A 14,900-nucleotide genomic window follows, 5' to 3' on the forward strand; every position below is an offset into this window, starting at 1 on the left:
GGTTAACGCCGCAGGGCCGCATTGCAGGTCGTAAAAAGTTCTTAGCTTTCAAGCCAGACGTCACGCACCCAATGCCAGACCGACTCCCAGGTTTCGTCTTCGTTGATTTCGCCGGTTTCCGCTTCCCACAGCAGCACGGTGCCGTCTTCTTCCACCACGTAGTAGTTGCCGTGGTCTTCGCACAGCGGCACGAATTCGCGCGGCACGCCCAGGGACCAAGCGGTAGCGGCGACTTCCGGCAGGTAGGTGTGCGATTGCGGGTCGCTGGCGGTCACCGGCTCCAGGCGGCCGTAAACCACGTCGCTGACCTGCAGCAGGTACTCGCGCAGGGCGAAGGGCAGGTGGATCAGGATCTGCTCCTGAATCTCCACCAGGGTTTCTTCTTCTGGCAATTCCAGCGGGACGGGCACCGGCTCGTTGAGTTCGCGCAACTGTTCGATGACTTCTTCCACGGTGTTTGCCTCATTTATTACGGGGTATACGGGAGCGTCTTATACCCTAGACGGGTCTAAGCAAAAAGCTGGCACAGTGCTATTGTGCAGATGAACAGTGCGTCAATTTTTGAACGTCATAAATTGGTCGGGTCATGAAAAGTCAAACGCAAGAGTCCGAAGACGGTGCACTCAGCGAGGAAGAGCGGTTACAGCTGCTGACTACCGCTGGCAAGCGCAACCGCCTGTTTATCCTGGCGCTGGCCGGGGTACTGGGTAGCCTGCTGCTGGTTTCGGTCGGGCTGAATATCCACAGCGCGTTCAGTGCCGGCGACGAGCCGCGTATTCAGGCGCTGGAACAGCAGATCCTGCGGCTTGAGCAGCAACTGGCGGTGCAGCAGACCGCGCTGAGCAACCAGGAAGAACTGCTGGCCAGTCAGCAGGCATCGCAGCTGACGGGAATGTTCGAGCGCGTGGAGAACCCGGACAGCATCGCCGAAGTAAGCAAGGTGCTGCAGGCCCAGGAGCGCGATTATCAGCAGGTGATGCAGGGTTTGAAGGCCGGTATGCGTGACCTGGCCAATATGCTGCCGGGCTCGCGCAGCTGGCTGGCGCATTACGAGGAAGCGATTGATCGCGCCCAGCTCAACAGCCGGCAGCGCAGCGAAGATATTCAGGCCTGGAGCGACAAGGCCCAGCAGCCTGCCCCGGCGGCCAAGCCGCCGGGTACCAGCGTCGATCCGGGCTAGTTCTTAACCCATTTGGTAGAAGGCCAGCTTATTCCCATCCAGATCGCGGAAATAGGCACCGTAGAACCCCGGTATGCGTTCGCCAGGTTTGCCTTCGCAGCTTGCACCGAGCTCGATGGCCTTGGCGTAGAGCTTGTCCACACCTTCGCGTGAGCCGCCGGGCAGGGCGATCATCTGGCCGTTGCCTGGGGTAGGCGCTTGCTTGTCATAGGGCAGGCAGACGGCAAACATCGGCTGACCTTTGGCGATGCCGTAGAAGGCGATGCGGCCCAAATCCATGACCACTCTTGCACCCATTTCAGCCAGCAATGGGGTGTAGAAAGCCTTGGCCTTTTCCATGTCAGTGGTGCCAACCGTGGTGTATCCGATCATTGCTCAGTCCTCATGGTGGTTAAGCTAGGGGCAGATTGCACCTTGAGTGGATCGGGCGCCAGCCCATGCGTTTGCTGAATGATGGACAAAGAAAACCCGGGGCTTGCCCGGGTTTTCTTTATTGCAGCAGGTATTAACCGTTCTGGCGGATACCGGCGACCAGCCACGGCTGGTTGTCGCCGACGGCACGCTCCAGGCGCCAGCTTTCGCTGAACACTTCGCCCTGGTCGAACCGCGAGGTTTTGGCCACGCCGCTAAAGGTCAGGGTGGCGACGGTCTTGTCGCTGAGGTCATCGACGCCGTCCAGCTGCACGTCGAGGTTGTCGACGTATGTGGACTGGAAGCCGTCACCCAGGTCGGCACGTTCGCGGCTGAGGAATTCCAGCAGCTGCGGAGTAACGAACTCGCCGATCTTGTCCATCTCGTTGGCATCCCAGTGCTGTTGCAGACTGAGGAAGTGCTCACGACCGGCGTTGATAAAGCTCTGCTCGTTGAACCAGGCTGGGGCGTTGATCACCGGCTTGATAACGGCTGCGGCGCTGCGGCCACCGAAAATCGAGCTAGGTGCAGCCTGGGTCGGCATTTCGCGCTGATACGGCACACCACCGGCGGCAGCCGGCTGGGCCTGGCGACGACGGGCAGCGAGGAAGCGGAACAGCAGGAAGGCGATCAGGCCGAAGATCAGCATGTCCATGATCTGCAGGCCTTCGAAGCCGTCACCCATAAACATCGAGGCCAGCAGACCACCCGCGGCCAAACCGGCCAACGGGCCCAACCAGCGCGAGGCGCCGCTAGCCGCAGCAGGTTGACGACCGGCGGTCGCCGGTGCAGCGGTTTGCTGGGCCGGTGCCTGGCGAGCCTGGTGGCTTGGCGCAGAACCGAAGGATTTGCCGCCGCCCAGACGTTTGGCTTCGGCGTCGAAACTCATGGTGGTCAGTCCCAGGCTGAGGAACATGGCCAGGGCGATGCTAAGGAAACGCTGCATGGTTAGCTGTCTCTTGGTGATTGGATCTACGCGCGGCATCTTGCCCGGCATGAGCGACGCTGGCTAGGCCTAGAATGTTTCCGGCTTTTGCCCATGCGACTGAGTCAGCGGCGCAGTAGCACCAGCAGCGGCCCGCAGCGTAACTGTCTGCGTAGCAGGGCGCGGAAGTCGGCGGGGTCTTCCTCGGGGTGGCGCAACCAGTGGATAAAGCAGCGCAGGTACACGCCGGTCAGCAGGCTTTCCTCGGCGATACGGCACAGGTGCAGGGTTTCCCGCCGCGCCGCCTCGCGCCACCATTGTACGGTGCGGCTGATGCGCAGCAGGCCGCCAATCTGCAGGTGGATATGCCCCGGTTCCAGCTTGTACAGCAGCATCTGCCCGCTGACCGCGCGATGTGCGGCCAGGCTGTCGAGCCAGGCGATCAGCAGTTCTTCCAGGCGTTTGGCCGGCTCCAGCGTTAGCAGGTCTGCGCCAGTGCCGCGCGCCAGCAGGGCCTGGTCGGCACGGTCGAACCAGGCTTCCACCAGCTGATCCTTCTCGCGGTAATGCACAGCGATGGCATCCAGCCCCACACCCAGGTCGGCAGCCACATCGAACAGATGCAGGCGCTCCCAGCCGCAGACATCGGCCAGTTGCAAGGCGCTATCGAGTATTTGTGCTGCGGAAACAGTTGCGCGTTTCATCGGCTCACCTCGCCAAGCAGTATGGGCGGCGAGCGCGGTAGGGCAGGCCTGAAACGACAAACGGAACCCGAAGGTTCCGTTTGTGCTGATTGCAGTCGGCTGTCAGCGCCAGTTGTACAACTCTTTCTCCGACAGCTGGTGCATTTGGCTGACCTGGGCCTGGAAGGCCTGCATCGAGGCCCAGATACGACCGTTCAGCTCGCTCTGCGCGGCCAGTTCGCCGAGTACCACTTCGGACTCGCGCTGCATGGCGGCCAGCACTTCGTCGGGGAAGCGCTTGAGCAGAGTGCCCTGCTGCGTCAGCTCATCCAGGGCCATGGCGTTGTGGTAGACGTAGTCGTCGAGCATGTCCTGGCTGGCGGCGCGGGCGGCTTCGCTGAGGATCGCCTGAAGATCGGCCGGCAGGCTGTCGAGGGCCTTCTGGTTGATCAGCAGTTCGAGCACTGCCTGCGGCTCCTGCCAGCCTGGGTAGTAGTAGAACTTGGCGGCTTTGTGCAGGCCGAAGGCAAGGTCGTTGTAAGGGCTAACCCAGTCGGTGGCGTCGATGGCGTTGGTCTGCAGGGCGGTAAACACTTCGCCGCCGGGCAGGTTGACGGTGGTGGCGCCGAGTTTGCTCAGCACTTCGCCGCCCAGGCCCGGCATGCGGATCTTCAGGCCCTTGAGGTCAGCCAGCGAGTTGATTTCTTTGTTGTACCAGCCGCCCATCTGCATGCCGGTGTTGCCCACCACCATGGGTTTTACGCCATAGGGGGCATAGGCTTCGTCCCACAATGCCTGGCCGCCGCCCTTGCTCAGCCAGGCGTTCATCTCGCTGGTGGACAGGCCGAACGGCACGGCAGTAAAGAATTGCGCCGCCGGTACCTTGCCCTTCCAGTAATAGGCCGCACCGTGACCCAGCTCAGCGGTGCCGCGCGACACGGCGTCGAACACTTCCAGCGGCGGCACCAGTTCGCCACCGGCATACACCTTGATGGTCAGGCGGCCGTTGCTCATGGTCTTGACCCGCTCGGCCAGGCGCTCGGCGGCGGTGCCCAGGCCTGGGTAGTTCTTCGGCCAGGCGGTGACCATCTTCCAGTGGAAGCTTTCTGCGGCAGGCGTCCCTGCGGCAGGCGTGGCGGTTGTCTGCGGCGCGGCAGGTTCTTCCTTGCAACCGCTCAGGCCGATGGCGGCGAGCAGGGCGCTGGCGAGCAGCAGAGGGCGGCGGATCATGGAGGCTCCTTATTATTTGAGTAGACGGTCGATCACAGCGCCTGCAGCTTGGCGTAACTCAGCATCAGCCACTTGCTACCTTCGCTTTCGAAATTCACCTGCACCCGCGCCTGGGCGCCGGAGCCTTCGAAGTTGAGGATGGTGCCTTCGCCGAACAGCGAATGCTGCACACGCTGGCCGAGGTTGAAGCCGGTGTCCGGTACGGCGCTGCCGGCGAACATACTGTCGCCGCTCATGCTATTGCCGCCCATATTGCGGCTGACCGCACCAAACGGCCGGCTGACGCTATTGGACAGGCGCACTTCCTGAATCAGCTGCGGCGGGATCTCGCGGACGAAGCGCGACACCTTGTTGTAGGTCTCGCTGCCGTACAGACGGCGCGTTTCGGCGTAGGTGATCACCAGCTTGCTCATGGCGCGGGTGATGCCTACGTAGGCCAGGCGGCGCTCTTCTTCCAGACGGCCGGGCTCTTCCAGACTCATCTTGTGCGGGAACAGGCCTTCTTCCATGCCCACCAGAAACACCTGGGGGAACTCCAGGCCCTTGGCGCTGTGCAGGGTCATCAGCTGCACGCTGTCTTCGTTTTCCGCGGCCTGAGTGTCGCCGGCTTCCAGCGAGGCGTGGCTGAGGAAGGCCTGCAGCGGGCTGAGTTCGTCGTCTTCGTTATTCTCGAAGGTGCGCGCGGCACTGACCAGCTCTTCCAAGTTTTCGATGCGCGCCTGGGCTTTTTCGCCTTTCTCGGCCTTGTGGTAGGCGATCAGTCCGCTTTGCTCGATCACCGTCTGGGTCATCAGGTGCAGCGACATCCTCAGCGCCTTGGCGGCGAGGTTTTCGATCAGCTCGATAAACCCAGCCAGCGCGCTCGAAGCACGGCCAGGCAGGGTCTTGGCGGCGACCATCAGGCGAATCGCTTCCCACATCGACACATCATGGGCGCGAGCGTACTCGCGGATGGTCTCGACGCTCTTCTCGCCGATGCCACGCGCCGGCACGTTGATCACTCGCTCCAGCGCGGCGTCGTTGCCGCGGCCGTCGAGCAGGCGCAGGTAGGCCATGGCGTTCTTGATCTCGGCGCGTTCGAAGAAGCGCTGGCCGCCGTAGATGCGGTACGGAATCTTCTCGCGCAGCAGGGCTTCTTCAAGCACCCGCGACTGGGCGTTGGAGCGGTAGAGGATGGCGATTTCGCTGCGCTTGAGGCCGTCCTTGCGCAGGGCGTCCTCGATCGTCTCGACCACGTAACGCGCTTCGTCGTGCTCGTTGAACGCCGAATACAGGTTGATCGGCTCGCCGTCGCCATCTTCGGTCCACAGTTCCTTGCCCAGACGGCCCTGGTTATTGGCGATCAGCGCGTTGGCGGCCTTGAGGATGCCGGCGGTGGAGCGGTAGTTCTGCTCCAGGCGGATCACTTCGGCGTCGGCAAAGTCATCGGAGAACTGCTGGATGTTCTCGATCTTCGCCCCGCGCCAGCCGTAGATCGACTGATCGTCGTCGCCCACCACCATCAGGCTGTCGCCGCCCTTGGCGAGCATGCGCAGCCAGGCGTATTGCACGGCGTTGGTGTCCTGGAACTCGTCGACCAGGATATGCCGGAAGCGCCGCTGGTAGTGCTCCAGCAGGCCCGGCTTGTCACGCCACAAGTCGAGGGCGCGCAGCAGCAGCTCGGAGAAGTCGATAACCCCGGCGCGGGCGCAGGCGGCCTCGTAGGCTTCGTAGATCTTCAGCATGGTGGCGAGGAACAGGTCGCCGCCGGGCTGGATATTCTTCGGCCGCAGGCCTTCGTCTTTCTGCCCGTTGATAAACCACTGCGCCTGTTTCGGCGGCCAGCGCTGTTCATCCAGGCCGAGGTCGCGGATCACCCGTTTGACGATGCGCTGCTGGTCGTCGGAATCGAGAATCTGGAAGTTCTCGGCCAGGCCGGCCTCCTGCCAGTGCGCGCGCAACAGGCGATGGGCCAGGCCGTGGAAGGTGCCGACCCACATGCCGGCCGGGCTCTGCCCGAGCATCTGCTCGATGCGGTGGCGCATTTCGGCAGCGGCCTTGTTGGTAAAGGTCACCGACAGAATGCTGTGCGGCGAGGCATTCTCGATCTGGATCAACCAGGCGATGCGGTGCACCAGCACGCGGGTTTTACCGGAGCCAGCACCGGCCAGCACCAGTTGGCGGCCCACGCGCGCGGCTACAGCCTGGCGTTGGGCATCATTAAGAGAGGCAATCAGGAGTTCGGGGTCATTTTGCATCGCGGCATTCTAGGGGGCTGCGCCAGGCAGGGCAAACCAGGGTATGACCTGGATCGGCGCCGGGGTTTTAGTGAACGACTGGTGAGTCAGCTCTGCGGGCGCAGACAGGCCGCGCCTGCACTCGCCGAAAGTTAGGTATTTGTACTGTGAATTAGCGCACATCTGGCTTGGGCGATGCGTCTAGCTCGCGTATGCTGCGCCGACGTTTAGGCAACCACTTATAAGAAAATCGCCTATGACCGCATCGACTTCATCCGCTGGCGCCAATGGCTTCAGGCCGACTCCCGGGCGGGAAGTGGCTCAGCTGTTTGCCACAGACATCGCCGCCGAACGCACCCGCATGCTCTATCAGGGCTCGCAGGTGCCGACCCTGTTTATGCTGCTCAGCGGCGTGGTGTGTGCCTTCCTGTTGTGGGGCGTGCTGCCACCAGTGCTGCTGGTCAGCTGGTCGGTCTGGCTGGTGATCCTTGCCGTGCTGCGCCTGGTGCAGGTGCGCGCCTTCAATAACGCCTTGCCCAGCCGTCAGGCCGAACGTCATTGGCGCCGTCTATTTCTGCTTGGTGCGAGCGCTTCCGGGCTGACCCTGGCGTTTGCCGCCATCGCCCTGGTGCCGGCGGATGTGTTCTACCTGCAGGCAGTGGTCTATGGCCTGATTGCTGCGGCGATTCTCTCGGCCAGCGTGGCTTATGCCATCAGTTTTACCGCCTTCCTCAGTTTTGCCTTGCCCTGCCTGCTGCCTTCGGTGGGCTATCTGCTGCTCAGTGATAACCCGCTGCAGCGCGGCTGGGGCCTGCTCGGCAGCATTCTGCTGCTGGCCCTGCTGGTGGTGGCCTGGCAGGTCAACCGCCTGGTGCAGCGCAGCTTGCTGCAGCGTTTTCACAACCAGGCGCTGATCAGCAACCTGGAGCACGCCAAGATGCAGGCCGAAGGGCTCAACGGCGAGCTGGCCCATGAGGTGGAACAGCGCCGCCGCGCCGAGCGCGAGTTGCGTCTGGCCCATGGTGAGCTGGAAATGCGCGTGGCCGAGCGCACCCTGGAGCTGGATGAAACCACCTACGCCCTGAGCAAGAGCCGCGCGCGCCTGACCCTGGCCATCGAAGCCAGTGAGCTGGGCCTGTGGGACTGGGACCTGCAGAGCGATGAAGTGCACCACTCGCGCCTCAAGGAAATTTTCGGCCTGGAGCCGCAGGCCGTGCAGGTGATGCTGCGCGACCTCAAGCCGCGCCTGCACCCGGATGATCTGCCGGTGCTGCGCCGCGCGCTGGTCGAGCATATGAAGGGGCGCAGCGACGACTATCAGGTCGAATACCGCATCAAGCACGCAGCCGGCCACTGGGTGTGGATCGAAGACCGCGGCCGTGCGGTCGAGCGCGACGCCGAGGGCCGCGTGCTGCGCATGCTCGGCACCCGTCGCGATATCAGCGCGCGCAAGGTGCAGGAACAGCAGCAACAGCTGGCCGCCACGGTGTTCGAGGCCGCCAGCGAAGGCATCGTGATTCTCGACCCGGATTACCGCCTGCTGTCGGTCAACCAGGCCTTCAGCGACGTGACCGGTTATCGCCAGGACGAAGTGGTCGGCAAAAGCGTGATCAGCCTGATCAGCAGTGGCGACAGCCGTCGGCAGTATCAGATGATCCGCCTGGAGCTGGAAAACAGTGGCACCTGGCGCGGCGAGTTGATCGAAACGCGCAAGAACGGCGAGCTGTATCCGCAGTGGCTGCAGCTCAACGTGGTGCGCGATGCGCGGGGCAGCGTCAGCCATATCGTCGGCTTCTTCGCCGATCTGTCGTCGCGGCGCGAGGCCGAAGAGCGTTTGCGCTACCTGTCGCACTACGACGAGCTCACCGGCCTGGCCAACCGCAGCCTGTTCAAGGAGCGTTTGCACGAGGCCAGCCAGCGCGCACGGCAGGGCGGACGCAGCATTGCCCTGCTGCATGTCGACCTGGACCGCTTCAAACTGCTTAACGACAGTCTCGGCCATGAAGTGGCCGATCAACTGCTGCGCCAGGTCAGCCGCCGTCTGACCCAGGCGGTGCCGGAAGCCGACACTCTGGCGCGCCTGTCCGGTGACGAATTCGCCATCCTGATCGATTCCTACGGCAGCCTCTCCAGCCTGGCGCGCCTGGCCAGCCGCCTGCTGAGCAAACTGCGCGTGCCGATGACCGTGGGCGGCCATGAGCTGGTGGTCAGCGCCTCCCTGGGTATCAGCCTGCTGCCCGACAACGCGCGGGAAATTTCCGCCTTGGTCAGCCAGGCCAATATGGCCATGCAACATGCCAAGCACCTGGGTGGCAACACCTTCCAGTTCTTCACTGACAACCTGCAGGCCTGCACCCTGGAGCGCCTGCAACTGGAAAACCAGCTGCGCAAAGGCATCAACGAAGGCCAGCTGGAAGTCTTCTATCAGCCCAAGCTGTGCCTGGCCTCCGACAGCCTGAATGCCGCCGAGGCGCTGGTGCGCTGGCGCCACCCGGAGCTGGGCCTGGTGCCGCCGAGCGACTTTATCGGCCTGGCCGAAGAAACCGGGCTGATCGGCGCCATTGGCGAATTCGTCCTGCGTCAGGCCTGCCTGCAGGCGCGTGCCTGGCAGGTGCAGGGGCTGGCGCAGATTCGCGTATCGGTGAATCTCTCGGTGCATCAGCTGCGCCAGGGCAACCTGCTCAGCCTGGTGCGCCAGGTGCTCGATGAAACCGGCCTGGCCGCGCAGTTCCTCGAACTAGAGCTGACTGAAAGCCAGCTGCTGGATAACGTCGAAAGCGTGATCAGCACCTTCCAGCAATTGCGCGAACTGGGCGTAAAACTGGCGATCGATGATTTCGGCACTGGCTATTCCTCGCTCAGCTACCTCAAGCGCTTCCCGGTGGATTACGTGAAGATCGACCAGACCTTTATCCGCGACCTGACCCCTGGCAGCGAAGACGCCGCGATCACCCGCGCGATCATCGCCATGGCCCACAGCCTGGAGCTCAAGGTGGTCGCCGAGGGCGTGGAAACCCAGGCGCAGATGGACTTCCTCAAGAGTCAGCGCTGCGACGAGATCCAGGGTTACCTGATCAGCAAACCGGTGCCGGCCGAGCAGTTCGCCCAACTGCTGCGCGAGCAGGCCAGCAAGTTCTGATTGGCCGGCCGGCGGCTTGTCTGCCGCCGGCCTGGCCGCTACTGTCGCGCTTTCGCTGATTTGCAGGATGCTCCATGCAGCCCACTTCTTCCGCCGCCGCGGCTCGCCCGGCCAATGCCACTCTGATCCTGCTGGCCTCGCTGTATTGCGCCCAGGGCTTGCCCTCGGGTCTGCTGGCCCATTCGCTGCCGGTGCTGTTACGTCAGCACGGCGTCGATCTGGCGTTGATCGGCCTGCTCAAGTTGCTGGCCTTGCCCTGGTTGCTCAAGGTGCTCTGGGCGCCGTGGGTGGATCGGCTGGCTTCGCCGCGTCTGGGCCATCACCGCGGCTGGATTCTGCCGTTGCAGCTCGGTGTTATCACCGTAGTGGCGGCCTTGGCGCTGATGAATCCCGAGCGGTTGTTCGACAGTCACTTCCTCTTGCTGATCGGCCTGTTGCTGCTGGTCAACCTGGCTGCCTCGACCCAGGACATTGCCACCGATGGCCTTGCCGTGCGGCTGTTGCCGGAGCGCTGGCGCGGGCTGGGCAACAGCTTGCAGGTGGGAGGCTACAAGGTCGGCATGCTGGTCAGCGGCAGTGGTCTGCTGCTGGCGATGGATGCGCTGGGCTGGAACCTGAGTCTGGCGCTGGTGGCGCTGCTGCTGGTGCTGATGACGCTGCCGATCTGGCGCTTTAACGAGCGACGCGAGCTGCCGTTTCAGCCCGCGCAGGCGGAGCCGGCCGGGCCTGGGCTGCTGCTGCGGCATTACCGCGGCTTGCTGCTGCAGCCCGGCATGCTGTTCTGGCTGGCGGTGCTGCTGAGTTTCAAGCTGGGCGATGCGCTGGGCTCGCCGATGATCAAACCGATGCTGGTGGACCAGGGCTGGAGCAACGCCGAGCTGGGCCAGCTGACCCTGATCAGCAGCCTGGCCGGCATCGCCGGGGCGTTTCTCGGCGGTCTGTTGTATGCGCGCATCGGCGCGTTGCGCGCGCTGCTGTTGTTCGGTCTGTTGCAGGCCTGCGGGATCGCGGCGATGGCTTTGCTGGTGAATGCCGGCGGCAGCATCGGTCTGGTCTATCTGGTGGCGTTGTTCGAGCAGACCGCCGATGGCATGTCCACGGTGGCGCTGTTCGCGGTGATGATGCGCCAGTGCCGGCCCGAGCATGAGGGCGCGGACTTTACCCTGCAGGCCAGTGTGCAGCTGTTGCTGGCCGGGCTGGTAGGCGCCACCAGCGGTTGGCTGGCCGAGCAGCTGGGCTTTGCCAGTCTGTTTATCAGTGCCGGCGTGTTGGGGCTGCTGGGACTGCCCATCGTGCTGCTGTACTTCTGGCGTAGCGCACGGCCGGCGGCCAACGCGGCATAAGTCGCCGGCTTTTCGCCGGGGGTGTTTCCTCTATTCCCACCTGCGCCGGGCGGTGGTTGCCCGGCAGGCGTTCAACCGGATCAAAGATGGCTGCCTTTGTGCCGCGCGCGGACAATCCTGCGGGCCTGTCCGGATTGAATTAGAGGTGCGTATGCGCAAACCCGCGAGCCTGAGTGTCGGCCTGCGCCTGCTGTTGGCGTCCCAGGCCATGGCCCCGTTGAGCGTCAAGCTGGGGCTGGTGCAGCAACTGGGGGCCGAGAAGGCCGCGCTGCTGGCACCGCATATGCCACCCGGGCAGTTGCGTGAGCTGATCATGGCCATGCCCATCGAGTTTGCCGCAGCGGTGACCACGCATCTCGACCCGCGCTTGATCCTCGACACCTACCTGAGCTTGCCGGACAGCCTGCACCTGGAGGTGGCGCGCCAGCTCTGCGCCGATGGCGCCTTTGCCACCGCTGCGCTGTATGCCGAGTGCCTGTCGGCCAAGCAGATCAAGGTGCTGATCTACGGCATCAACGATGTCGACCATGTGCTGCAGATTGCCCGGCATATCGTCGATATGCCGCTGATCAGCGAGAGTCTGCGCAGTTTCTCCACCGGCTACCTGTGCAAACTCACCGAAGCGGCAGTGGTGGATCGCAATCTGCCGGTAGCCGCTCAGGTGCTGGGCGGCTTGTCACTGGCGCGGCAGGCGGATGTCTGCGCTGGGCTGGCCCCCGTAACCCTGCGCAAACTGTTGCCGCTGCTGCTGTTGATCAGCGGCGATGGCTTGCGCAAGCAGCTACCGGAGGCGGTGCTGCAGGTTTTTGAGCAGCAGTGGGCCTAGACCGCGCCCGCTATTCCATCCACTGCCGTTCATGGCGTTCCAGCAGATTGCTGGCCTGTTCCGGGCCATCGCTGCCGGCCGCGTAGGGGCGCGGGCTCTGGTAGTGCTGGTGCCAGCCCTTGATGATCGGGTCGACCCAGTTCCAGGCCGCTTCGACTTCGTCGCGGCGCATAAACAGCGTGGAATCGCCTTCGATCACGTCGAGCAGCAGGCGCTCGTAGGCGTCCCAGCGCCGCTGTTTGTGGAAGGCATCGGCCAGGTTTAGGTCGAGTTCCACCGGTTGCAGGTGCATGCCCTTGCCTGGGCTCTTGCCCATCAATTGCAAGCTGATGCGCTCTTCCGGCTGCAGGCGGATCAGCAGGCGATTGGCTTCGCCGCCGCCAAACAGCTGGTGCGGCACCGGCTTGAACTGGATCAGAATTTCCGAGGTCTTGTGCCCCAGGCGTTTGCCAGTGCGCAGGTAGAACGGCACACCTGCCCAGCGCCAGTTGTCGATCTCGGCCTGCACGGCGACAAAGGTTTCGGTGTCGCTGTCGTTGTCGACGTTTTTCTCGAAGTAGTAGGCCGGCACTTCCTGGCCGCCGATCTTGCCGGCGGTGTACTGGCCGCGCACGGTCTTGTCCTGAACGTCGAGACCGGTGATGGGTTTTAGCGCCTCGAGGATTTTCACCTTCTCGTTGCGCACCGCCTCGGCGTCGAAACGCACCGGCGCCTCCATGGCCACCAGGCAGAGCAGCTGCAGCAGGTGGTTCTGGATCATGTCGCGCATCGCACCGGCTTTTTCGTAGTAGGCACCCCGGTTTTCCACGCCGAGGGTTTCGCACACGCTGATCTGCACGTGATCGATATGCCCGGCGCGCCAGATCGGCTCGAACAGCGCGTTAGCAAAGCGCAGCGCCATCAGGTTCTGCACCGTCTCCTTGCCGAGGTAATGGTCGATGCGGAACACCCGCGACTCATCGAACACCGCGCCGATGGCGGCGTTGATCGCTTGCGCCGATTGCAGCGAATGGCCGATGGGTTTTTCCAGCACGATGCGCGCCTTGGGGCCGGCCAGACTGGCGACCTTCAGGTGCGAGGCGATGTCTTCGAACAGATCCGGCGCGGTGGCCAGGTAGTAGATGCGCACCCGTTCATGGTCTTCCCCCAGGCGCTTACCCAGGCGGCCGAAGTCTGCGCTCTGGCTGGCGTCCATGGCGAAGTAGTCGAGGCGCGCGGCGAAGTTGGCCCAAGTGTCGTTGTCGAAATCCTTGCGCGCCACTTGAGCGCGGCAGTGTCGCTCGGCCAGGGCCTGAAAGGCTGTGCGGCTATGGGCGCTGCGCGCCAGGGCAAGAATGCGTGTGTCGCCATGCAGACGACCGGCGCGATGCAGGTGATAGAGCGCTGGCAGCAGCTTATGCAAGGCCAGGTCGCCGGTGCCGCCAAACACCAGCATGTCGCAGGGAATGCTCAAGGTGGGAACTCCGACTCGGTTTAGCAGTGCGGCGGCGGCGGCCATGTAGTATAACTACAAGACCACTACAACCTGTCTTTCGCCGATCATAACCGAGTCATGACTCCTATGCGGCGTGCTAGATGGATTCGTTAGCCAAATGTCGAGCCTAAACCTGTGAACCTGTTGCAGCACATTGCCCAGTCGCGTCATCTACTCCGCAAATCGGAACTCAAGGTTGCCGACCATGTTCTGCTCGACCCGGCCTCGGTCATGCACAGCTCCATGGCTGAGCTGGCGCACAGCGTTGGCATCAGCGAGCCGACCATCGTGCGCTTCTGCCGGGCGATTGGTTGCACCGGCTTTCAGGACCTCAAACTCAAGCTGGCGCAGAGCCTGGCTGCCGGCGCCAGTTTCGGCCAGTTCGCCATCCATGAAGACGATTCGGTGGCGGACTTCAGCCTGAAGATCTTCGACACCACCCTGCACACCCTGATCGAGGTGCGCGAGAAGCTCGACACCCAGGCGCTGCAGCAGGCCATTGCCGCCATCGCCAACGCCCAGCGCGTGGAGTTTTATGGCTTTGGCGCATCCGGCGCGGTGGCGGCGGATGCCCAGCACAAGTTCTTCCGCCTGCTGCTTACCGCTGCGGCCTATTCCGACCCGCATATGCAGGCAATGAGTGCGGTGACCTTGAAGCCTACCGACGTGGCCATCTGCATCTCCCAGTCCGGGCGCTCCAAGGATTTGCTGATCACCGCCAACCTGGTGCGTGAAACCGGCGCGACGCTGATCACCCTGTGCCCGAGCCAGACGCCGCTGGCTGATCTGGCCACCGTCAACCTGGCCATCGACGTGCAGGAAGACACTGAAATCTACACTCCGCTGACTTCGCGCATCGCCCATCTGGTGGTGATCGACGTGCTCGCCATGGGCGTGGCCATGGCCCGCGGCCCAGGCCTGGTTAACCACCTGAAAAGCGTCAAGCGCAGTCTGCGTAGCCTGCGGCTGTCGCCCAAGGCGCATAAGAGCGTCGAAGACTGAAACCTGTTCAGGATCTGCTGCGCGTCCGCGATCCTGCGTTAAAACCGGCCTCGGCCTGCTCATTTACAACAGTAAACTCCGCGTCCTCGGCCGTTTTTGCCTTGTCTCGCTCTAGCTCGCGAGACCTTGAATCAGGTTTCTGCGCCGCTAATTTCATCGCCACGTTATCGCGTGGCCATCAAAGCGTCATATCCAGGGTCGATGCTGGTACTCCCCTTATTCAGCTTGGGAGTTGCACCCTATGTCTGGCTATCTGGATAAACCGCAGTCTCACGAAAGCAGCGACGCCAAGGCCCGGCGCAAGCTGCTGGATCAGCGCCGCATGGAATACCGCCGCGCGATTGAAAGCTATGCCGAGCAGCGTCAGCTGCAGCATGAGTTGATCGATTTTCCGGAGTTGATCGCGACCAGCTACCTGCACAGTCTGCAGGCGGGGTCTAAGAAAGACGCGGCAGCAACGGCGCGCTGAAA

Annotated in this window: 13 protein-coding genes; 6 read left to right on the forward strand and 7 right to left on the reverse strand. The window is 63.2% G+C overall.

From position 1 onward, the window contains the following. Positions 1-41 precede the first annotated feature (41 nt). A complete protein-coding gene (locus tag P3C18_RS01425; RefSeq protein ID WP_090250916.1) occupies positions 42-452 on the reverse strand; it encodes an SMI1/KNR4 family protein in 411 nt (136 codons plus the stop codon). Positions 453-586: 134 nt separating this feature from the next. Here P3C18_RS01425 and P3C18_RS01430 point away from each other — a divergent pair, with 134 nt between their 5' ends. Continuing rightward, positions 587-1,180 carry a hypothetical protein gene (locus tag P3C18_RS01430; RefSeq protein WP_275960109.1) on the forward strand — a complete coding sequence of 198 codons (594 nt, stop codon included), beginning with the start codon at positions 587-589 and terminating at the stop codon, positions 1,178-1,180. A gap of 3 nt (positions 1,181-1,183) precedes the next feature. Here P3C18_RS01430 and P3C18_RS01435 read toward each other — a convergent pair whose 3' ends face one another. From P3C18_RS01435 to uvrD, 5 genes are all read right to left on the reverse strand, one after another. Continuing rightward, positions 1,184-1,552 carry a VOC family protein gene (locus P3C18_RS01435; protein WP_275960111.1) on the reverse strand — a complete coding sequence of 123 codons (369 nt, stop codon included), beginning with the start codon at positions 1,550-1,552 and terminating at the stop codon, positions 1,184-1,186. Positions 1,553-1,685: 133 nt separating this feature from the next. Next, a complete protein-coding gene (locus P3C18_RS01440) occupies positions 1,686-2,537 on the reverse strand; it encodes a TIM44-like domain-containing protein (protein WP_275960112.1) in 852 nt (283 codons plus the stop codon). Between the two features lie 104 nt (positions 2,538-2,641). Continuing rightward, entirely contained in the window at positions 2,642-3,220 is a 579-nt protein-coding gene (locus P3C18_RS01445) for a TetR/AcrR family transcriptional regulator (RefSeq protein WP_275960114.1), read from the reverse strand. A 102-nt stretch (positions 3,221-3,322) separates the two neighbouring features. Continuing rightward, on the reverse strand, positions 3,323-4,429 hold the full coding sequence (locus P3C18_RS01450) for a TRAP transporter substrate-binding protein (RefSeq protein WP_275960115.1): 1,107 nt from the start codon (positions 4,427-4,429) through the stop codon (positions 3,323-3,325). A 32-nt stretch (positions 4,430-4,461) separates the two neighbouring features. After that, positions 4,462-6,666 (reverse strand): DNA helicase II, encoded by a 2,205-nt coding sequence (gene uvrD, locus P3C18_RS01455; protein WP_275960116.1) that lies wholly within the window; start codon positions 6,664-6,666, stop codon positions 4,462-4,464. A gap of 235 nt (positions 6,667-6,901) precedes the next feature. On the opposite strand from uvrD, the gene P3C18_RS01460 reads away from it, so the two are divergent. The 3 genes from P3C18_RS01460 to P3C18_RS01470 all read left to right on the forward strand — a co-directional run bounded on the left by P3C18_RS01460 (position 6,902) and on the right by P3C18_RS01470 (position 11,953). Beyond that, positions 6,902-9,784 carry an EAL domain-containing protein gene (locus tag P3C18_RS01460; RefSeq protein WP_275960117.1) on the forward strand — a complete coding sequence of 961 codons (2,883 nt, stop codon included), beginning with the start codon at positions 6,902-6,904 and terminating at the stop codon, positions 9,782-9,784. Positions 9,785-9,858: 74 nt separating this feature from the next. Continuing rightward, positions 9,859-11,127 (forward strand): MFS transporter, encoded by a 1,269-nt coding sequence (locus P3C18_RS01465; RefSeq protein WP_275960118.1) that lies wholly within the window; start codon positions 9,859-9,861, stop codon positions 11,125-11,127. Between the two features lie 151 nt (positions 11,128-11,278). Beyond that, positions 11,279-11,953 carry a hypothetical protein gene (locus P3C18_RS01470; protein ID WP_275960119.1) on the forward strand — a complete coding sequence of 225 codons (675 nt, stop codon included), beginning with the start codon at positions 11,279-11,281 and terminating at the stop codon, positions 11,951-11,953. A 10-nt stretch (positions 11,954-11,963) separates the two neighbouring features. On the opposite strand, the gene zwf is transcribed toward P3C18_RS01470, so the two are convergent. Next, positions 11,964-13,451: a glucose-6-phosphate dehydrogenase gene (gene zwf, locus P3C18_RS01475; protein ID WP_275960120.1), complete on the reverse strand. Its 1,488-nt coding sequence runs from the start codon at positions 13,449-13,451 to the stop codon at positions 11,964-11,966. Positions 13,452-13,562: 111 nt separating this feature from the next. On the opposite strand from zwf, the gene hexR reads away from it, so the two are divergent. After that, the gene (gene hexR, locus P3C18_RS01480) at positions 13,563-14,429 is read left to right on the forward strand and encodes a transcriptional regulator HexR (protein ID WP_275960121.1); all 867 of its coding nucleotides are present in this window, start codon (positions 13,563-13,565) and stop codon (positions 14,427-14,429) included. 241 nt (positions 14,430-14,670) lie between these two features. Next, complete coding sequence (locus tag P3C18_RS01485) at positions 14,671-14,898, forward strand: transcriptional regulator (RefSeq protein ID WP_275960122.1); 228 nt, start codon at positions 14,671-14,673, stop codon at positions 14,896-14,898. The last annotated feature ends 2 nt before the right edge of the window (positions 14,899-14,900 follow it).

This window comes from Pseudomonas sp. 1928-m, assembly GCF_029269135.1.
Lineage (GTDB): Bacteria > Pseudomonadota > Gammaproteobacteria > Pseudomonadales > Pseudomonadaceae > Aquipseudomonas.

Bases quoted from the DNA above. Each gene is read 5' to 3' on its own strand.
- P3C18_RS01440 (WP_275960112.1), bottom strand. From the start codon at position 2,537: ATGCAGCGTTTCCTTAGCATCGCCCTGGCCATGTTCCTCAGCCTGGGA.
- uvrD (WP_275960116.1), bottom strand. From the start codon at position 6,666: ATGCAAAATGACCCCGAACTCCTGATTGCCTCTCTTAATGATGCCCAA.
- P3C18_RS01465 (WP_275960118.1), top strand. From the start codon at position 9,859: ATGCAGCCCACTTCTTCCGCCGCCGCGGCTCGCCCGGCCAATGCCACT.
- zwf (WP_275960120.1), bottom strand. From the start codon at position 13,451: ATGGCCGCCGCCGCCGCACTGCTAAACCGAGTCGGAGTTCCCACCTTG.
- P3C18_RS01460 (WP_275960117.1), top strand. From the start codon at position 6,902: ATGACCGCATCGACTTCATCCGCTGGCGCCAATGGCTTCAGGCCGACT.
- P3C18_RS01470 (WP_275960119.1), top strand. From the start codon at position 11,279: ATGCGCAAACCCGCGAGCCTGAGTGTCGGCCTGCGCCTGCTGTTGGCG.
- P3C18_RS01485 (WP_275960122.1), top strand. From the start codon at position 14,671: ATGTCTGGCTATCTGGATAAACCGCAGTCTCACGAAAGCAGCGACGCC.
- P3C18_RS01450 (WP_275960115.1), bottom strand. From the start codon at position 4,429: ATGATCCGCCGCCCTCTGCTGCTCGCCAGCGCCCTGCTCGCCGCCATC.
- P3C18_RS01430 (WP_275960109.1), top strand. From the start codon at position 587: ATGAAAAGTCAAACGCAAGAGTCCGAAGACGGTGCACTCAGCGAGGAA.
- P3C18_RS01435 (WP_275960111.1), bottom strand. From the start codon at position 1,552: ATGATCGGATACACCACGGTTGGCACCACTGACATGGAAAAGGCCAAG.
- P3C18_RS01445 (WP_275960114.1), bottom strand. From the start codon at position 3,220: ATGAAACGCGCAACTGTTTCCGCAGCACAAATACTCGATAGCGCCTTG.